The organism is Candidatus Borrarchaeum sp. (genome assembly GCF_019058535.1).
Classification (GTDB): domain Archaea; phylum Asgardarchaeota; class Sifarchaeia; order Borrarchaeales; family Borrarchaeaceae; genus Borrarchaeum; species Borrarchaeum weybense.
This window is the reverse complement of the sequence record NZ_JAHPYX010000143.1, coordinates 1-20,353: the sequence shown is the minus strand read 5'-3', so window position 1 is coordinate 20,353 and position 20,353 is coordinate 1. Positions and strand designations below refer to the sequence as shown.

Here is a 20,353-nt window from a genome sequence, read left to right as displayed (position 1 = left end):
TGGTGCTTTCTTGCTTAGCTACTCGTAAAATCAACGGTAAGACAGACAGAAGCAATTGTTTTTGGAAATTAATTTCAAATTGGAAGTTTTTTCTAAGAAGTCCAAAATACTTTTTTAGAAGTACTGCAATTTCTTCATTAACGATACCTACATATAAAAGATATCAAAGAGGATCCTAAATGGCAGCTGTGGCATCAAAAGAGGAGTATTACGTCAAGGTCGTGGTAGCGGGCGACGGAGGGGTTGGAAAAACAAGCTTGCTTAATAGGTATGTGTCAAACACATTTTTAGAAGTGATGAAAATTACGATCGGTGCAGGTTTTTACAGTGAAGTGATAGAAACCGAAGATAGAATAGTCACTCTTCAACTATGGGACTTTGGTGGGGAAAAGCGTTTTCGCTTCATTCTCCCTAGTTACTGCAAGGGTGCTCATGGCGTTATATTGGCTTTTGATATGAATGATTTTACTACATTAATTAATTTAGATGAATGGTTGGCAATTATCAGGGAAAATACAAAAAAGCCCTCAATTTTTTTAGTTGGAACAAAATCAGATATTGCAGGAATAATCGACAATAAATTTATTCAAGATTATCTTGCAAAGAACAAATTAAAAAAATTCATCCCAACAAGTGCAAAAACAGGAGATAATGTTGGTCGTATTTTCCAAGAGTTAACACAGGATATCCTCGCAACACAAACACTAAGCAAATAGCTTTTTTTTAGTTAGATTGTGAACCGTCCCACCTGTTGAATGGGCACGTCTCACCACATAAGTTAAAAGGACGAGATATGCTAAATATCACTTTGTATGCTGTGCTATTTTATGTTATGAACATTCATATAAACTGAGAATGGAGTGATAATTTTGAAAGATACCGTAAAAGTAGCTGCCGTCCAGTTATGGATTAAGAGTGAACTTAAGAGTGGGAGGGAGGGGAATATTGAACGTGCAATAGCCTTAATGGAAGAAGCTGTTGCGCTAGAAGCGGATTTCATTTGTTTACCAGAGTTATTCATAGGTGCTGGCTTGTCAGAACCCATCCCTGGTCCAACAACTGATGTCTTATCAGATTTTGCAAGAGATAATAAGGTGTATTTAACAGGCGGACTTTTTGAAAAAGCGGGTGAAATAAAGTATAATTCAACACCAGTATTTGACAGAAAAGGACAAATTATCTTCAATCACAGAAAGGTCAATTTATTTCCATGGGAACCCACCTTCAGAAAATCTACCCCTGGCGATGTACTCAAAGTACTCGATCTTGATTTTGGAAAAGCCGGTGTGCTTCTTTGTCAGGATCTCGCTATTCCTGAAACCCCTAGAATTCTTGTATTGAAAGGAGCAGAAATTCTTTTTGTACCATCTCGAATGCCAGCGCAATTTTTAACCTTTTGGAAACGGTTATGTCGTGTTCGCGCTCTAGAGAACAACGTGTTTGTGTGCTCAGCGGGAATGGCTAAACAGAAATGGATAGGATCACTAATTGTTGCACCGAAATTTGAAAATGACGTGATAGTAGAATGCGGCCCAGATCAACAGATTATAACCGCCGAACTTGATCTGGGTTGGTTACGTGAAACACGCAAAGATAGTCCGTTATATCATGTTACGACGTGGAAGGAAATAGAACAAGTACTTCCCAGAATGGAAACGCATAGTTTTATACTTGATCGCCGCCCAGATCTATACTTGGAAGAAATCCAAAAAATAGATAGTGAAAAATAGGTCCTCCCAGTTTTCCAGAAGGTATATTAAATTTGCGTTTTTCGGAAGAGAAGACTTCCAAGTAACACCGTTGCCACCATGAATCCGACTAAGACAGGTACAGTGATTGTAAAAGGAAAGGCTGCTGCTGCACTTCCAATCACTGCATTTCTCAGACCATCAACGGCATAAGTCAAGGGATCAAAGAGGACTATAATACGTAGCCAGTTTGGTAAATTTGTAACTGGAAAGAACGCGCCTGATAAGAGGAAAAGAGGCATCACTATGAAATTCATTATTAGTTGAAAGCCATGAGGATCCTTCATTGTCGATGCGATAGCCACTCCCAAAGCCACGAAACCACATGCTGTAATCAACATAAGTCCGAGCGCTATTAATATTCCCGCCGGATTTGTGAATATTGGTACTCCAAGAAGTCCCGCCAGCAAGAGCATAATAAAGGCTTGTAGTGTAGCTGTTGTGGCGCCGCCAAGTGTCTTGCCGAGCATTATCGATGATCTCGGCACAGGCGCTACTAGGATCTCTTTTAAAAATCCGAACTGTTTATCCCAAACTACGCCAATTCCAGAAAATATAGATGAGAAGAGTAACGTCATCCCTACGATACCTGGAGCCAAAAATATAATATAATTGCCGGTACCTGGAATCATTACTGACGCTCCTAAACCAAAACCGAAAATGGCCAACCAGAAGAAGTTCTGAGCCAAAGAACCAACAATATTCGATCTAGCACGAAAATATCTTTTTAATTCACGAAGCCAAATTATATAAATTGCCTCAAAATTCATTTTTGCTTACCTCCTTCGGTTACGAGCCCTCATCATCGTTTTAAACATTGAAGCCCTGTCTCCTCGTTCTTCGCGGATTCTTCGACCTGTAAAGTGCAAAAAGACGTCGTCTAAGGTCGGTTTGTTGAGACCAACAGATGCAATTTCAACCCCTGCATTTTTAGCGATCGCTAATACTTGCGGGATTCGTTTTTCACCCTGATCAACTACTAGGTTAAATATACCATCGGTGGGCGAGATTTTTCTGATCCATTCTAATCCCTGAAACGGACCTAGTAAATGTTCCATTAAAGTGCCATTAACTGGTCTTAAAAGAATGATGTCCCCCCCAAGCTCATCTTTCAATGCCATAGGGTTGTTACAAGCTACAATCTGTCCATGATCAATTATAGCAATTCTGGCACAGAGATGATCTGCTTCCTCCATGTAGTGAGTCGACAACATAATTGTAATATCTTCTTCTTTGTTTAGTCTTTCAATGTGACTCCATATCGCTCGCCTAGATTGCGGATCTAGGCCTATGGTTGGCTCATCTAAAAATAAAACATGGGGATAATGCATCAGTCCCCTCGCGATTTCCAATCTCCTTTTCATTCCGCCTGAATAAGTTTCTACTAATCGATCAGCTTGTTCTGTTAAATTTACTAACTCAAGAACTTCTGTAATCCTCTTTTTTCTTAAATCCCGTTGGATGCGATAAAGTCTAGCATGAAAGTCGAGATTTTCCCGACCCGTAAGCCTATCGTCCAGACTGGGGTCTTGAAAGACAATACCAATACATCGCCGAACGGTATCTGGTTCTTTAATAATATCGTGACCACAAATTGTAGCATTTCCTTCAGTGGGTTTAAGGATCGTAGCTAACATAGAAATTGTTGTTGTCTTTCCAGCCCCGTTAGGACCTAGAAATCCAAAAATTTCCCCCTGTTCTACTTCGAAATTTATGTGATCTACAGCCTTTATGGTCTTGTCAAATACCTTTGTAAGATTTCTCACTTCAATAACATTTTTCGCCATTTCCATCCCACTTAGATTGAAGACTTTAACGATTTTTAACTATATTTGTCGTCTTGCCCAAATCAATCAGTACACTATACAGTTATATATTGAGATCTATATATATTGACATCTACATAATAAAAGCGGTATAAAAACTTATCCATTGTGAAAAAACAGTTAATACTATCACTATTCCAAAATTAAGTTTGGCTCAACATAGTGATGAGCAGAAAAAAGAGAAGTAAAGGGGGAGGAGGCACGGCTTAAAGCCGTGCCAATAGTTTTTTAGGCGGTTGCTACTCTTTGCGTTTGCGGTTCTGGGGGGGCTAAATTAGTTTTATGACAATAAGTACATGCATCGCAAATACCATAGATACAATAAATTAATGGAACGTTTTTGCAGGGAAGTTTCATTATTTTTCACGTCCGAGTTTTATAGTTTTTTTTCTGATATATTATCAATTCTATAATAATATTGATGTCTCAACATTATTTTTAAAACTTTCCATAAATTTCTCCGCAATATTTAATTGATGGCTCTACATAATAGTAGAGGTATCAAATATAAAAAGCTTTCTCCGAGATGGCTAAAATTTATAAATATTGTGAAACATGTGTTTTTTGCACAATTTATGCAAATGAATATTAAATTTTGTAACCTATGAGGCTGTTAAATTGGCCGTGAAGTGTGATTTTAGAGTCCCTACAGTCAATCCGAAGAAGATTGATAATCTGCTTCCAAAAACTTTAATAAGTTTGGCAAACTTCTTTTGCGCCATGTTTCATCTTATTAGAAGCGCTAATTTATTATTCTCATATAATACTTGAAAGTAATAATGATATTCTGGTGCTATATCGTTGAAAATACAAGAGTCTCAAGTGAATCACAGCGTATCATCAGTCGAAGAATGTTTAGAGGTTTTAAACTCTAAGCCGAATGGTTTAGATTGCGAAGATGCAGAAAGACGTCTCCTACAAACAGGTTACAATGAAATTGAAGAAGGAAAGAAAAAAAACGTTTTTCTTCTATTTGCAGAACAATTCAAGAGTTTTTTGATTATTATTTTACTAGCCGCTGTTACCATTTCTGCTTTTTTAGGAGAGTTACTTGACGCAACAGTAATCTTCGCGATTATTATTGCAGTAGCTGTTCTTGGATTTATACAAGAATTCAGAGCAGAAAAAGCAATCGAAGCGTTAAAACAGATTGCAGCACCTGTTGCGCGTGTTAGACGTGATGGCATTATTCAAGAAATCCCTTCGAGGGAAGTAGTTCCTGGCGATATTGTTCTTCTCGAAATGGGAAACAAAATTCCTGCAGATATTCGTCTGATCGAAGCAATTAACCTCAAGATGGACGAAGCATCGCTTACTGGTGAATCTGTCTCGGTCCACAAGTCTATACTACCTCTTGAGAAGGATATGCCTCTAGCAGATCGGACAAATATGGCATATTCTGGCACTTCAGTTGCATATGGAAGAGGAACTGGACTTGTTGTAGCAACGGGAATGGAAACCGAGTTTGGTAAAATAGCAAAACTCATCCAAACCGCCGAAGAAGGGCAAACGCCTCTTCAACAACGACTTGATTACATTGGTAAATGGTTGGGAATCCTCTGTATTGTTGTGGTCGTTTTTGTTGCCTTGATACTTGTCTATCACGAGACTGGGTTCAAGTTTGCACTCTTAAATCAAGCACTTTTGGTAGAGATTTTTATTTGGTCAGTTTCATTAGCGGTAGCAGCAGTTCCAGAAGCGCTCCCCGCAGTGGTAGTAGTAGCTTTGACTGTCGGTGTCCAGCGAATGGCGCGAAGACATGCCATTGTACGAAAATTGCCAGTCGTTGAAACGCTGGGTTGTACTACGGTCATTTGTAGTGATAAAACAGGGACGCTTACTAAAAATGAGATGACCGTTTCAAAGATTTTTACAAACTCAAAAATAATTGATGTAACGGGAGTCGGGTTTGATCCGCAAGGAGACTTTCTGTTTCAAGGCGAGGCAATTAACCCTAATGAAGGGTCGACCCTTGCTCTTCTGCTTCAAAGTGCAGCGTTATGTGCTAATTCGTCCTTTGAAATAGATACTGCCTCACAAGATAAGTTTTCATTATTCGGTGATCCTACGGAAATCGCACTAATAGTCGCTGCAGCAAAGGCGGGTTTGTGGCAACAAGATCTCAAGAAGCAGTATCCACGCGTTTGGGAAATACCTTTTACTTCAGAAAGTAAAAGGATGATTACTGTTCACTCAAAAGCCAATGGCGATTTACTAGCATTTCTCAAGGGTGCTCCCGAGATTGTATTGGATATGTGTTCGGATGTGTATGGAAATGGTCATAGCATACCTTTAAATGAAGAAAATAGGAAAATCATTTTACAGACCAATCAAAATATGGCTTCTGAGGCTTTAAGAGTATTAGCGGTAGCGTACAAGCAGCTATCAAAAAGTCAGGATATTTCTGAGGATAATTTACAAAATGGCTTCTGCTTCATTGGTCTCGAAGGCATGATAGACCCGCCAAGAGAGGAAGTAAAACAGGCGATCCAAGAGTGCAATCAAGCAGGTATCAAGACGACAATGATTACTGGCGATCATAAACTTACAGCAATGGCAGTAGCTAAGGAAGTTGATCTTTTAAAATCCAATGATCTTGTTTTAACAGGCTCAGAACTGGATAAACTTTCAGATAGTGAGTTTGAAAATATGGTAGAAGAAGTATCGGTTTATGCACGTGTTTCACCTGAACATAAACAGCGTATAGTACGTGCATTACAGAAGGGTGGACACATTACTGCCATGACAGGAGATGGAATAAATGATGCACCTGCATTAAAAATGGCAGATATTGGTGTAGCAATGGGTATTACCGGCACTGATGTATCAAAAGAAGCTAGTGATATGATTCTTACTGATGATAACTTTGCCACTATTGTAGCTGCAGTAGAAGAAGGAAGGGGTATTTTTGATAATATTAAGAAATATTTGGCTTATTTACTTAGTTGCAATGCTGGGGAAATTCTTTTACTACTCGTTGCTAGCTTAATGGGACTTCCACTTCCTTTAATTGCAATTCAACTTCTGTGGATAAACTTGACTACTGATGGACTTCCTGCATTGGCACTAAGTATAGATCCACGAGATCCAGATGTATTACGCCGGTCACCGAGAGATCCACTTGAAAGTGTATTTACTAGGCGAATTCTTTGGCTAATTGCCTCAGTTGCGATTTTAATCACAATAGGCATCATTCCTGTATATACATGGGCTGTAAACAGCGGGGCAACAATTCAAAAAGCTCAGACAATTGCATTCACAATGCTAGTTATGTTCGAAATGTTTAATGCATTTAATTGCCGCTCAGAAAAACATTCTATTACAAAACTGGGTCCTTTTACCAATGCATGGCTACTTCTAGCAGTTGCTTCTTCAATTGTAATGCAGTTAGCGGTCATATATGTACCTTTTCTTCAGCCATTATTCAACACCTCACCGCTAACCTTAGCAGAATGGGGTATAATCATAGCAGTGAGTGCTTCTGTTATCTTGGTTGTGGAAGCAGGAAAATTTATTTGGTCCCCTGAAAAGCATTTATCAATTCAAAACCAGTGACTACCTCACGCTAAAGCAGTAAGGCTTTCTGATTCTCCAACATGGTTCGATTAGAATTTTTAAGGAAAACGTTCTCAGAACCGAACGTTATTGACACAAACTTCACGCAATTTTATAAAGCCAAAAGGACTCATTTTGAGTTCATGGAAATTAAAAGTATAGGTAGACTAGTGGAAGGTATCATCGTCATCGTGTTAGGAGCTCTGATGCTGGCTGAAGGAGTGGTCAGCTATATCGCAGGTGTGTCACCATTCTTCGCAGGCACCAATCCAGCGTTTGTTGTGGCAGTAGGGATAATCGCACTCATAGTAGGTTCCTCTCTCATAGAGAACGTGGAGAAGTAGCATTTAATTTGAGGATGACTCATAATATCTTTATCATAGTCAATCGGAAGAGACCAGTTCATGTACTTAATTCTACTTGAAAATAAGATTTTTCAAAGAGTTTCAGGAAGAATGAAAACCCTATTCAAAAGAAGTAAATTACTAAGTCAATAGCGTTTCAACTAGAATCTTGAACTAGTATTCAGAAAAGTTATTAAGAAAAGAAAACTTCTTTTGCGGACTGTGTGTTTACGACTAGGTACGTTGGGCTATTGAGTTTTTTAAAGCGTGGAGAATGTCGAAAACCGCCTTTTCCTAAGACCTCGTAGAGTTCCATATAATCGGTCGGATTGCTCATTTGGATTCTAAGTATATCAAGGATCTCTTGAATTAATCTAGTTACATCCTCAGTAGGAATATCTGATTCAAAAATACCTTCATCAAAACCCTGAAGGATTGTTTCAAGAGTATTTTCGATCGATTTGAGTTTTTCAGCAGGCGTGGCAATTGGTTGTGCATCTACCGATTTATCAGTAACTTCATGTGTCTTTTCAATCATGTCTTTGATGGATACTCCTTTCGCAACTAGTTTAGGAATTAGCCTAAAGAGGTGCATCCAACTTGTATACTCCGAAACGGACTCAAGTATGTTTTCCATTGTGAAACTAGGTCCATCATAAGTTAAATTAAACTGTTTAACTTCTTCTAATGATTTGTCGCGTAATTCCATTAATCGACCTTCTTCTCGTAACACATCCATGTCAAGACGTGGTAAAAATCGAAGGTATTCTAGTTTCTGAGAAATACCACGAAATTCTTTGAGTTTTGGTTTGAAATCTTCAGAATCTGAAGAAATAGTTCCCGCATTATACAACTGTTCTATTGCAGAAACGACTGAATTATCGATCATGAATTTAATGTGTTCAGCAGGTACGTGCCTAATTCCAAATTCTGCATGTTCTTCACGTTTGAGAATATCTTGTGGTGTAACTTCATCATAGCGACTTATGAAAGTAAAAATGTGGCGTTCTTTCTCGGATCGTTCTTCAAGGTTTACCGATTTTCCTTTTTTAATAATAAAAGTCGCTAATTGAGGTAAAAGTTCTGCTAATCCACCAAGCGCTCCCTCGGCATACATAATGATTTCAACCTCAATAATTAAATGATCTTTTCTTTGTTTATGCTTTTATATTGATTAAACTAAAAAGCATATCGTTATTGGAAAAGTTTCTCTAAAAAAAGAAGAAAGGTGCCGCTTATGGGGACGAAGATAAGAGATCTGACTACTGATGAATTACGAATTCTAATATCTGAAACTGTTAAAGAGGCTTTAGAAGATTTTATTGAAGATATACTAGAGTTTTTAAGTGAGGAGCTTGTAAAATCAGTTGAAGATGCTGGACAGGAAACAAGAAAAGCAGATTAAAGAATCTTGAAAATGTTTTAGCATAGAAAAGGAGAAGTACTAGCATGGTCGAATTCCGAAAGGTTTTATTCACTTCAGAGCATTATGAGACTTTGAAGATAGAATTACCTTTTTATTCAGCCTTTAGAGACTTATTAACTGTACCTTGGATGAGTTTCTTTCCTCTTGAGCTTTATTCAAGTTCTGGGGAGATGGAACTAACTGATTTTGACATAGTTGTAATAGGACATCCAAAAAAGCCATTTTCGATTGATCAAATCATAGAATACATCAATTATGTAGAAGATGGTGGCTGTCTGTGGATTATAAGTGGAAATGGCGGAGATCTCAACTGGAGTAATAATTTAAGTGAGTTAGGGAAACAATTCGGTATTATTTTCCAATCAGACAGAGTTATTGATGATCAAAACAATGTTGGAAAGGTAACATGGCCGATTATCACAGATATAATTGAAGATCAAGTCACTTTAGGAGTGAAACGCTTAATATATCCTGTAGGCTGTAGTTTGCTCACCAGAACTAGAAGAATGAAGAATATAGCCTATTCAGATGATAATGCATCAGTTGAAGCCATTAATAGAGATGCATCAAAGAGCGAGTTTTCGGATAAGACTGGATTTTTTGGCAAAGAGGACTGGATAGATATAGGTATCCCACATGTGCCAATTATCGCCACCACTACGGTTAAAACTGGAAAGGTTGTAGCTATTGGAACACCAAATTTCTTTCATGATCAAGTATTTCGTGTTGAGGACAATCATACGCTAATTCTGAATCTTTTTGTGTGGATGATTTCAGATTTATAGACTACCTTGAAGCATAGTTATTTATGCGAGAATAATTAGAGTAACGGATCATGTCTAGATTAGAGTTAAGATATGACCCCTCGCAATTTGATATGACCCCTCTGCAAATTGCTTCTTCTTTTGAATGGATTGTCCCCAATTTTATTGGCGGATACGCTTCATCTTCTATACTTGGTGCAAATACTAGAAAATATCATGGACTGCTTGTTGCATCTATGAAACCCCCATTAAAAAGGACAGTGCTCTTAAATAAACTTGAGGAAGAAATAATTCAGGCTAACAGGGTTTTCAAACTCTCAACAAATTTTTACAAAGATACAATATATCCTGAAGGTTACAAGCATCTTAAGAATTTTGTACTAGCTCATTTTCCTTGCAGTCTTTTTAGTAACAATAGAGTAACTATCCAAAAAAGTATTAGCATGATACATCAAAAAAATGCTACAATCATTCAATACCGAATTCTGAATTTAGATGACGAAAAACTTCGTTTTGTAGTTTATCCGTTGATAAATTCACGATCCTTTCATCATATTACGCGTTTAGATGAAATTAACTGGCAATTTCAACAAGAAATAGAGGAAAATTATGTAAATATTGTTGCAACATACAAAGATGCACCCTATTTGTCTCTTTTCTCAGATTGGTGTGGTTATAAGGAAAGTAATTTGCCTGAAAAACAAAGATGGTACACAAATCTGAAGTATCCTCTTGAAGAACGCCGTGGCGAAGTTTTTCTTGAAGATAATTACTCTCCAGGAAGTTTTTCCATAGAAGTAGAACCTGCCTCATGGGAAACAGTACATATCATTGCTTTTGCCACAGATACTTCACAGTCTGAAGCAACTGCTATGAAACAACTAAACATACAGAAAAACACAGACTGGGAGGCCTTACTTGAATTTGAAAAATATAAAATAACAGAACTATTTAATGAATTTTATAAATTACATGATGATGCGACTAAAGCAGATTGGTTAAAATGGCTGATTAGAGCGGCAAGATCTTTTGTTGTAAAGAGAACGAATGGAAATACAGTTATTGCAGGCTATCATTGGTTCTCAGATTGGGGGAGAGATACGTTTATTTCGTTACCTGGATTATTGCTTGTCACAGGGCAATATAAAGAAGCACAACTAATTTTATCTACGTTTGCAAAATACTGTAAAAATGGATTAATCCCAAATCGATTTTTAGATCTAGGAATTACCGTGATGTCAGGAGAGGAATATAATACAGTCGATGGTACTCTGTGGTATATCTATGCAGTCTACCAATATTTAAAATACACAAATGACTTTGATTTTGTAAACGAGTTGTGGCCAGTTCTAAAGTCGATAATGGAGGCTCACATTGACGGAGCGGATTTCAACATAAAAACGGACAAAACAGATGGACTCCTTTCACATGGACCACAATTAACATGGATGGATGCAAGAATTGACGACTGGAACGTTACGCCTCGTGAGGGCAAAGCTGTTGAAATTCAAGCGCTATGGTATAATGTTCTGCAAATAATGAACAATTTATCTCGCAGGTTAGATGATAGTGTATCATTAACCAATTATACTGCCCTTTCGAATCGAGTAAAGAATAATTTTGAGAAGACTTTTTGGAACGAACAAACTAATTGTCTTTACGATGTAGTAAATAAAGATGAAAAGGATGCCTCTATTCGACCTAACCAACTGTTTGTAATTTCTCTGGACTTCCCACTTTTAGACTATCAGAAACAAAAACTTATCCTTGATAAGGTATGGGAAAAACTACTTACCCCATATGGTTTAAGAAGCCTTTCTCCAGAAGATCCAAGATATGTCGCAGCATATCAGGGTGATAGATGGAAAAGAGACTCCTCATATCATCAAGGTACGGTCTGGGGTTGGTTATTGGGACCATTCATAACTTCCTTTGTCAAATTGAACAAATATAAACCCCAATGGAGAAAATTTGCCTTAGAGACATTTTTGGAACCTTATGTTGTCCAAATAGGACACGCTGGACTTGGTAGCATCAGTGAAATCTTTGACGGAGAGTATCCCCATTTTGCACGAGGTTGTATTTCTCAGGCATGGAGTGTCGCAGAACCTCTAAGGGCATATATTGAAGATATCCTATATAGGCGACCAACACATGAAAAAAGTGTAGTAGGCGACCAATGAACTTTTGTTAAGGCCAGTAGCTGACAACTAACCTTACAATTTCTTTCCACAGAACCTACAGTACCGGATAAGAGGGGGCGATGATGAATATTCGTTTTGCTGCATGAGGGAAGTAGAGTTGTTTTCAACGCGATTGTATCCAGGTACGATGTTGCTGACGGATGACATTTGATAACTCTCATAGTTCATCGTTTGATGGCTTGTGACATCCGGCAGGAACGCAGAAACTAATAGCACTAATCCAGCGATCAAGCAAATAATTGCACCAATGCCTATTACTTCTGGGAGATACCAAAATGCCAAAAAAGCCATCACACCTCCCGCATTGTAAATGTTTAACAATCCTCCAATAGCCAAAGGCACTTTTGCTTTTTTGAGTAAGCCAATCAATGCAAGAAAACTACCAATTACAGATAATATCCCAATACCGAAAAGTCCAATGAATTCCCAGCCATAGTAATAGTAATAATAATAGTCGTAATAAAATACATTCATCCAAGGCAAAAATACTCCAACTATATTGAAGAAAAGACCAAAATACCCAATTAACGTGTGAAAATTTACTTTAATCTTGATTTCAGCGCATGTTATTTTGAAACCTCCCGAATATTCTAAGATAAAAAGAAGACATCCAATATTATCTCATTTTTCGTGTAGTTTGCCACAATAAAAAAGAAACATTCATTAGTTTCTGAAACACATGTGGTGTTTTTGAGAATGTTCTTTGTTTAAGTTAGAAAAGGAGATAGTTTTTACAAAGTGTTTTGTGATAATTATTGGATAATATCCTCAAAAACGAATATGCGAGGTAAGAATATGAGCAATAGAACAAAAAAATCAACGATGTATATTGTACTTGTGCTCGTTCCAATAGTCTTCTTCCTTGGGCTTTTGCTTTTGTATTTCTTTGGTTGAAGTATATTGCTATACTATACGACCCAGCTGTTGTTAACAATTCACTAGAAGCGAGCACTCGTTGGCTTCGAAGGGCGTTTCGTCATCCATAAGAAAAATGGATGACGTGTGCGTAACCACACCTTCTAGTTAACTAACTAGGAACTACTGTTGAGAGGGAAGTTCTATTCTCTTTAAAAATGCTGTAAAGCCTCACATTGCTCTAAAACGCATTGTAAGGAAGTCTTCTTCTTTTGTGAAGACGAAGAAGAGAATTAAGAGAATAGCTACTACAACGAAACCACCAAGTCCTAGTGCAAGACCAACTAAAGGCGTTAATCCTGTTGTAATGATTAAGTAGCCTACTCCGAAGCTTGCTACGAGTATAACAGATGCCGCGATAGTAATTGCAAACAGTATTGAAATGTACCAACCTGAATACCATCGGAAAAATACGCCCAATACTCCTGCAAATGAGAGAATACCGATAAGCAAAGCAAAGCTTGCCAACACAACAGCCCCAGAAACACCTGTTGTTGCCGCCAATAATACGAGGAGATAACCTCCAAGAACTAGGGCAAACCCTAACAAGATATTTAGCATCAGCATTAAAAGCGTCGAAATTGCTAGTAATTGAGGCTTTTTTTCTACAAATTGTGTGTCTATGTCTTTTTTAGAAGAAAGTTTTTGACCGCATTTTTTACAAAAGTCATCCGTTATAGAATACTTTTCATTGCAGGATTCGCAAAACTTATACGAGACCATTTCAGAAGGCATCTTTTTAACTACTTTTAGGTTTTTCACGCAGTGCGGACAACTTTCTAACTCTGAGGGAAAATTTAGATCACATCTCTCACAACTAGAAAAGTCTTTGGCTATATCTAAACTGTTTTTCATGAGTTTAAATCCAATAATGTAAACTATAACACCAAGAATTGCGAAAACTACGAGAGAAGCAATATCAAATACAAATCCACTAGGTACTAGGGAAAACAACACGCTTGATCCATTCCAAGAAAGATGTAACAAGACTGCTAGTATATAGAACAGGAAAACCGTTTTTAGCGCCGAGAAGCGCGAGTTTGTTTTTGTTCGTAAGCGATCAGCTTTTCCGAGAGCATAACCTGTCAGCATGGCACCACCCATGTGTACCGGAGCGCCACCCCGAAGAACCACCTGTAACCAATATTGAAAGAGATCAGTTACTCCAACTGCGGGGAGATTGATAAAGACATAAAGATAAGTTTCCAGGACTGTAAAGATCGCACCCGTCATTATTCCGAAGAACCAACCTCTGTATTCACTATAAAGTAGCCCTTTTCTTTCGCCTTTTATTACAGTTGAGACACTCTGTTCTTTAGACCAGTAGAATAACATATTAGGAAGCGCTTTAGTAAATTCTTCAACAAGAGGTGCTACTATTACAACAGTAAGTACCGTAAGCCATAATTCGGGAGCAATTATTGTACCGATGAGCAAAATTCCTACTATCGCATTAAGGGCTCCAAGCTGGTTGAGAATTAATGCCGTGAATATGATAAAAACTCCTCCGTAACCTACGAGAAACATTAGTTTAAGTGGGATACGAAATGGTCTTACTCTTAAGTAGCCATACGAAAACCAAGCCAATGCGAAAACTATCGGACCAAAAATCAAAAATGCAAGAAGATAGGTCTCAAAGAGAAATGTGAAAATCATAAGTCCTATAAAAATTAGTAGAAATATAATTGGAATTACTCTATTTAATAGTTGATTATGGCCTGTTAGATCATTAAATTCCATTTCAAATGCTCCTTATATCAATGAATAAAAATTAGTGAAGAAATATGGTCTTGTACATAGTGGTTAAATGGTAAAAGGAGTTTCATGTACTTAAAGCTATTTTTTGAATAAGACGCAGTTGCTCATTTAAATCCTCATAAAATGCGTTTTTTTCTTCTTTTTCATCAAAAACGGCTTCTAAAACGCTAATAGTGGTATTTTGTATTTGTATTTTTACTTTACACAATTGCACGCCTTCTTGACTAACTCGAAAGAGGTCATGTGTCTTAGTTCTACTTATAATTGGTTCAACTCGATAAATTTGCTTTAAAGTATACGAAATAATTAACGACGCTAAATCACGTACTTTTTCGGAATCCAAAGATGATAAAGAAACCTCAGGCTTTTCCTCAGTCTTCGATTCAGTAGTTTTTGTCACGCGTTGAACAGATGTATCGGTCTGAGTGCTATTTGTCACTTCATTAATTTCTTCTATGGGAGGAGATATTTCTTCAAGTTGAATGGGTGGTGTTGAAGGGTCTTCAGCGTCCTCCTTAAGTTGAGTAAGTGGCATGATGGGGTCTTCTGGTACATCTTCAAGTTGAACAGGTGGCGCCGAAGGTTCTTCCATTATCCCACCAGTAGATTCAAAGACTTTTAACAAATCTGAAGTTTCTTCGCCTTCACTTAATGGGGACATAGTACGAAACTTAGGACCCACAACACTTCGTAGAGCTCTGGCTGCTCTTGCACCAATAAATTTGTCTTTTGGGCCTACATCTTTTCCATGCCATATCCAAATTGCACGAGCAACAATATCTACAATCAAAACTACAGATCCTGAACTCAGATTTTCTTGTTTGACACCAGCTTCAGCTAAACTTCCATCTTCCTTCACGATATACATTCTTGACTTTTGATCAGTAATAAGCGCTTCCCATCTACTCGTCCAATCCGCAAACATCGTTTCTACCAGCCGTTATAAGCTTAAAATTAGAAATGGTAAGTCCTAATGAAAATTTTTTCAAACCTAATGAAAAGTCTTTTGGTGAAATTCTTAAACAGAATTCGGTATGGAAAGCCTTTTTTTTGATGTTCTAAACAAGTGGAATTATGTAATCTTTAGAGTGTGCATCTATTGAGCCGATCAAAACCCTGAATGCTTCTTTATTTCTGTAAGTCACTTTTTCTAGCTTTCCAAAAGCGAGAACGTTTTCGTTTTTTTTCGCGAGGTCACAATACAACCCCTCATATGAAACAAGTTCTTCAACAGTGGTGTCGCCTTCTAAAGTCTTTAAACCTTCTAGTATTTCTACATTAGAGAGTTTATATTTGCATGGAAGATATACCGCCTCTGAATTATCTGTTATTTGTGCTTTAATCTTAACAAACCCATATGGTTCGTATTTTGCGTCCCCATATTGTTCACGAATTTCTTCTTTGGTTCTGATAGGATGAATAGAATAGCGAGTTTGCTCAAATGTGCCAATATTCCATCTTCTATGGAAGATTTTTTCTAATTCATTCGCATCTAATGGAAGTACTTGTGCTCTTGATTCGCACCAGTTTTTTAAAAACTCAGTTGACATTTTTGAAAAAGGACCAGCTGCTTTTGTTAATTCTAGCAATTTATTTTTTACCTTATGAGCATTCTTTGATCCATATACAGTAACATCAATATCAGAAAAAGCAGGATTATGAATATCAAGAAGAATTGAACCAATAATTCCAAATGATGTTAAAGGGACACCACTTCGGCGAGATAACTGTTTTATTAAGTCTACTGCCTTTTTTTGGAGACTGTCTAAAGAGTTCTTCTTTAATAAACTCTGGAGTTTTTCCTCGGGGATATAATACTTATCAATTTTATTATAAGGAACAGTAGACATCTCAATCTGATTTACTGGACAGAAAAAGAGATAATCGGGATATTCTTGCCGTAAAAAACCAAATGTATCACCAACGGTTGTTGCAGAATAATATGGAAGCACTCTTTCTAGAGGTGTTGTTCCGTCCTTCCATTTTCCAGAAGTTGAGCTAGGGATATATTTAAGGTAAGCGATAATACGATTTGGTGGATGTGTATATCCTACTACAACCCAAAAGAAACCTTCTTTCGTCCGAATAAAATCTCTGTCAGCAAAATAGGCCCGATTTGAAAATAAGTTCATGAAATTACACCGATAGGCTTGGGCTTAGGTTTAAAGAACTTAATCGGCATGAAATAATCATCCCGACGTTCTCCAAGTACCATTTGATACCATTCAGTTCCATCTTTTCTTATTACTTTTTCAATTTTTCCACAGGCAACAATTGTCTCTCCTTTTTGGGCCTGCTCACAAAATCGCCCTCTAAATGAAATTATCTCACGAATATCTTTTACCTGGACGCCATCAATAGTTTTTGTGTCTTCTAATAAGTATTTGCATGGTGTAAAGATAGCTTCAGAATCATCAGCAACTCTACCTTTCACCACTGCAAAGCCAACTTTTTTGTAACGACAATCTTCGTATTTCTCATCTATTTCAGAAGGAGTTTTTACAAAGCGCATAAAAAACTCTCGATTGTTGTACATACCTGAAATATGTTTTCTCTTTTCTAGCTGTACAAAAGTTGAAAAAGCCGACTCTGTTTGTTGATTTCTGAAAAAGTGGAGATCCTGCAACTCATCAATTGTCATAGGACGCACATTGTGTTTTCTTTCATCCATTAGCTCAGTTAAACACTTATGAACTTTGTAGGAAGCATCCATACCATAAACTACGATATCCATATCAGATTTTCGTGTATGTAATCCGACCATTAAAGAACCAGAGATTCCTATAGAATTGTTTGATGTACCTTCGCTAAGAGTCTCGACAAAAGACATACTTTCTTTTTCTAGATTAGAAAGAGTAGGTTTGGTTAAAAGACGTTGTACGGTTTCAGTAGGATTATAGATCTTTTTTATATCTTTATGAAAAATTCCTTGAAGGAAATTACCATTATAATGATTTGGGAAGAGATAATGTGGGTAATGTTTTTTTAAAAACTCAAACCGATCATTAAGTTTGTAAATTTTCGAAAATCTAATACCATTTCTTATTCGTGTTCCTTTTGGCGATGGATAATATCTGACAAATGCAATGATACGGTCCATGGGATGTAAAACACCTTTCACATCGAAAATTAGGGATTCTTTAGTTTCAACGAAATACCCTTCAATCGCTTTAATTGAGTTCATTTCCTATATTTGCTCCTAAAAAAATGGGTAAAGAACTAAGTTATCGATTGTTGATCTGTAGAAAAACCGATCTCTCTGAGAGCCCGTATAACCACAACGCCAATTATTGTAGTAGCTATTCCAACGATTATTCGTTCTATAGGATAGATAAAGGCGACAAGGATCCATATTTCTGCTGGCAGATACCCTCCAAAAAGAATTGGTGCACTTATAGCTTGAACGAAAAAGCTACCTGTAATTTGGTCGCTCATTGTGCTACTAAAAGCTATGAAAAACACCCATATCCAAGGGATCTCACTCTCAAGTATTCGTCTCCGAATTGGTGGTATAAGAACAGTTATAGTCAAAACACATAAAAGAATGAGATGAAGCCAAAGGAAAGTAAGAAACAAAGCAAAAGGTCTATTTGGAGGAAAGAATAGAAAACCAAGTACTAGAGCGGCGTAAATAACGCAGGCAAGGTACGCTGAATAGGGATATAATCTTTTTTTCGCTAGTAAACCAGCAATGAATGCACCAACAACTCCAGGAATAAAACCGAAGCCGAGAAAAACAGCACTTGCTCCAGGGTTCAAAAAACTACCTATGATACCGCCAATTAGTGCTGCGATCGGACCAAGGATGGGTCCCAAGATGATTCCAAAAAGCGGAACAGTAATAGCAGAAGCCGCAATCGACCCAGCACCAAACGGAGTAATTATCGGAAAGATAGGAACAACGGATAGAATAATATGAAGTGCTGCAAGGATTGCAACAAGTGCCCAGCTGAATGAATCTTTTGGAATAAGTCCTTGTGATCGTTTCATTGGTTAGTTCCACCAAAATTTTAAATAGTCTAATTTATGTAATAATTAACACTACGAGTGTCCTTAGTAACACTTATGTTTCACTTAGAACACAAATATAGTCTCTAATAATCCATTTATAATCTTTATCATTCGATTGAGAAAAAAAGGCGCTACAACACTCTAAAAACATATTAAGAACAACAGAGTGCATTTTTCCGCTCCTATATTTGGAGGCAAACTAGTATGAGGGAAGAAAATGAGAATGAATCACATAAAAACGTGTTTCCCTACATTTTGCTGCTACCGATCGATTCTAAGGAACTCAGCGCTATTTTGAAAAATGTATTTGGCTCTGAGCTCGGCATCAGACTATTTAGAGAGTTAGGAAATGAAGTATGCCTAATTCAGAAAGATGTTATTGAGCGCCTAAAGAAGAAGGTAGATTCGGAAGAAAAGGGTCATTCGAATAAAACTATCATCCAAAAATTAAAACTCTTTGAGATGTCACAACTTTTAAAATCCGAATACAGGGAAATCGATGGACGTCGATTGCTTTGTTATGTCCCTACAAGAATGGGAAAAACACTATCTTTGCTCCTTACAGGACATGAAATGTCAAGAAGTTCAATTAAGAATGCATTTGAAGACCTATTTCAAATGTACCTAGACAGCGCTTTACGATTGTCCTTTGAGCAAGGATTTGAGTTAGAACAACTTCATTATATTTTCCACAAAATAGTTGCACAGCTTAGTATTCAATTAATTCAAGCACCAAAAATTGCTCCAGATGTCGTTGTTTTCGGTTCTGCAGCCATGGATATATTGATCAAATCAGGATTTCCAGATGTTGATGAATTAGTCATCTCAGATGAGATATATAGATTGCCAGGAGGCTCTGCAGCAAATGTGTCTGTAGCTTTATCCAAGCTTGGAATCCAAACAAGTTTTGTAGGAAAACTAGGAGGAGATTTCAACAGTTTACTTCTCATCAAAGAGTTTATTCGTGAAGGTGTTGATATTTCTAATCTTAAAATAGAACCTGATAAAAAAGCCCCTGAACCACTGGTTTTTGTTGATTTAAACGGAGAAAAACGGATAATTGTTCCATATGGAGAAGACATTGCTTTATCCATCAACTCTCCTGAGGAGATTGATTGGGGGTTATTGAAAAGCGCAAGATGTCTTTATATTGGTGATATGTTTCGGGAAGTGAGTGCCGTGATTTCTAGTTATGGACAAAATTACCATAAGCTGGTAGTCTATCGCCCATCAACAGTATATTTGAAACTGGGAGTTGAGTCCTTAGAACCTATTTTAAAAAATACAAACTACCTTCTTATGAATAAGAAGGGTTGGGAACTATTAGAATCATCCTCAAATGGAAAACTCAGAACCGCTAACGATTTATTAGATTATGGTTGCTCAACAGTCATCATCACTCAAGGCATACATGGATGTACAGTATATCAACGTGAGAAAAAATTTAATATTCCTGCTAAAAAAGTAGATGCTGTGGACACTACTGGCGCGGGAGATGCATTTGCTGCAGCGCTCATCAAAGGATTGCTCGAAAATAATGATTTGTATAATGCTGTTCGGCTTGCGATGAGGTATGCCTCACATTCTGTTCAATATCTTGGGGCAAGAAGAGCTTACTCGACTTTTGACACTTTAAAATCTTAAGAAATAGGTTTGCCTCATCAAAAACATCTTTGAGTGAGCTACCTCATGCGAAAGCATCGAGGCTTCCTGCTTCTACGACAGACTCGATCCCCTGGCGGGTTACGGAGGTCTTATCTCCACAGGCTTAACATCCCTACGCCCCGTAGGTACGGCTAACG

Annotated in this window: 17 protein-coding genes; 8 read left to right on the top strand and 9 right to left on the bottom strand. The window is 37.4% G+C overall.

Annotation, left to right across the window (positions count from 1 at the left end; all coding sequences use genetic code 11):
- Positions 1 to 179: 179 nt before the first annotated feature.
- Positions 180 to 716: a Rab family GTPase gene (locus tag QVB70_RS08410; RefSeq protein ID WP_287585283.1), complete on the top strand. Its 537-nt coding sequence runs from the start codon at positions 180 to 182 to the stop codon at positions 714 to 716.
- Between the two features lie 153 nt (positions 717 to 869).
- The gene (locus QVB70_RS08405) at positions 870 to 1,730 is read left to right on the top strand and encodes a carbon-nitrogen hydrolase family protein (protein WP_287585282.1); all 861 of its coding nucleotides are present in this window, start codon (positions 870 to 872) and stop codon (positions 1,728 to 1,730) included.
- A gap of 26 nt (positions 1,731 to 1,756) precedes the next feature.
- On the opposite strand, the gene QVB70_RS08400 is transcribed toward QVB70_RS08405, so the two are convergent.
- Both QVB70_RS08400 and QVB70_RS08395 read right to left on the bottom strand, forming a co-directional pair.
- Positions 1,757 to 2,518 (bottom strand): ABC transporter permease, encoded by a 762-nt coding sequence (locus tag QVB70_RS08400; RefSeq protein ID WP_287585281.1) that lies wholly within the window; start codon positions 2,516 to 2,518, stop codon positions 1,757 to 1,759.
- 6 nt (positions 2,519 to 2,524) lie between these two features.
- A complete protein-coding gene (locus QVB70_RS08395; protein WP_287585280.1) occupies positions 2,525 to 3,535 on the bottom strand; it encodes an ATP-binding cassette domain-containing protein in 1,011 nt (336 codons plus the stop codon).
- An 840-nt stretch (positions 3,536 to 4,375) separates the two neighbouring features.
- Between QVB70_RS08395 and QVB70_RS08390 the strand changes: the two genes are divergently transcribed.
- Positions 4,376 to 7,129: a calcium-transporting P-type ATPase, PMR1-type gene (locus tag QVB70_RS08390; protein ID WP_287585279.1), complete on the top strand. Its 2,754-nt coding sequence runs from the start codon at positions 4,376 to 4,378 to the stop codon at positions 7,127 to 7,129.
- 41 nt (positions 7,130 to 7,170) lie between these two features.
- Positions 7,171 to 7,473: a hypothetical protein gene (locus QVB70_RS08385; protein WP_287585278.1), complete on the top strand. Its 303-nt coding sequence runs from the start codon at positions 7,171 to 7,173 to the stop codon at positions 7,471 to 7,473.
- Positions 7,474 to 7,666: 193 nt separating this feature from the next.
- Here QVB70_RS08385 and QVB70_RS08380 read toward each other — a convergent pair whose 3' ends face one another.
- The gene (locus QVB70_RS08380) at positions 7,667 to 8,590 is read right to left on the bottom strand and encodes a hypothetical protein (RefSeq protein WP_287585277.1); all 924 of its coding nucleotides are present in this window, start codon (positions 8,588 to 8,590) and stop codon (positions 7,667 to 7,669) included.
- A gap of 120 nt (positions 8,591 to 8,710) precedes the next feature.
- Here QVB70_RS08380 and QVB70_RS08375 point away from each other — a divergent pair, with 120 nt between their 5' ends.
- The 3 genes from QVB70_RS08375 to QVB70_RS08365 are packed head-to-tail and all read left to right on the top strand — an operon-like array spanning position 8,711 to position 11,846.
- Positions 8,711 to 8,878, top strand: coding sequence for a hypothetical protein (locus QVB70_RS08375; protein ID WP_287585276.1), 168 nt, complete (start codon positions 8,711 to 8,713; stop codon positions 8,876 to 8,878).
- Between the two features lie 44 nt (positions 8,879 to 8,922).
- Entirely contained in the window at positions 8,923 to 9,684 is a 762-nt protein-coding gene (locus QVB70_RS08370; protein WP_287585275.1) for a hypothetical protein, read from the top strand.
- Positions 9,685 to 9,734: 50 nt separating this feature from the next.
- Entirely contained in the window at positions 9,735 to 11,846 is a 2,112-nt protein-coding gene (locus tag QVB70_RS08365) for an amylo-alpha-1,6-glucosidase (protein WP_287585274.1), read from the top strand.
- 33 nt (positions 11,847 to 11,879) lie between these two features.
- On the opposite strand, the gene QVB70_RS08360 is transcribed toward QVB70_RS08365, so the two are convergent.
- The 6 genes from QVB70_RS08360 to QVB70_RS08335 all read right to left on the bottom strand — a co-directional run bounded on the left by QVB70_RS08360 (position 11,880) and on the right by QVB70_RS08335 (position 18,530).
- The gene (locus QVB70_RS08360) at positions 11,880 to 12,341 is read right to left on the bottom strand and encodes a hypothetical protein (RefSeq protein WP_287585273.1); all 462 of its coding nucleotides are present in this window, start codon (positions 12,339 to 12,341) and stop codon (positions 11,880 to 11,882) included.
- 612 nt (positions 12,342 to 12,953) lie between these two features.
- Positions 12,954 to 14,522, bottom strand: coding sequence for a PrsW family glutamic-type intramembrane protease (locus QVB70_RS08355; RefSeq protein WP_287585272.1), 1,569 nt, complete (start codon positions 14,520 to 14,522; stop codon positions 12,954 to 12,956).
- A gap of 82 nt (positions 14,523 to 14,604) precedes the next feature.
- The gene (locus QVB70_RS08350; protein WP_287585271.1) at positions 14,605 to 15,465 is read right to left on the bottom strand and encodes a hypothetical protein; all 861 of its coding nucleotides are present in this window, start codon (positions 15,463 to 15,465) and stop codon (positions 14,605 to 14,607) included.
- 133 nt (positions 15,466 to 15,598) lie between these two features.
- On the bottom strand, positions 15,599 to 16,672 hold the full coding sequence (locus QVB70_RS08345) for a hypothetical protein (RefSeq protein ID WP_287585270.1): 1,074 nt from the start codon (positions 16,670 to 16,672) through the stop codon (positions 15,599 to 15,601).
- Positions 16,669 to 17,724: a hypothetical protein gene (locus QVB70_RS08340; protein WP_287585269.1), complete on the bottom strand. Its 1,056-nt coding sequence runs from the start codon at positions 17,722 to 17,724 to the stop codon at positions 16,669 to 16,671. The genes QVB70_RS08345 and QVB70_RS08340 overlap by 4 nt, the downstream gene beginning before the upstream one ends.
- Before the next feature lie 35 nt (positions 17,725 to 17,759).
- Positions 17,760 to 18,530, bottom strand: coding sequence for a hypothetical protein (locus QVB70_RS08335; protein ID WP_287585268.1), 771 nt, complete (start codon positions 18,528 to 18,530; stop codon positions 17,760 to 17,762).
- Between the two features lie 225 nt (positions 18,531 to 18,755).
- Here QVB70_RS08335 and QVB70_RS08330 point away from each other — a divergent pair, with 225 nt between their 5' ends.
- Entirely contained in the window at positions 18,756 to 20,195 is a 1,440-nt protein-coding gene (locus QVB70_RS08330) for a carbohydrate kinase family protein (RefSeq protein WP_287585267.1), read from the top strand.
- Positions 20,196 to 20,353: the final 158 nt, after the last annotated feature.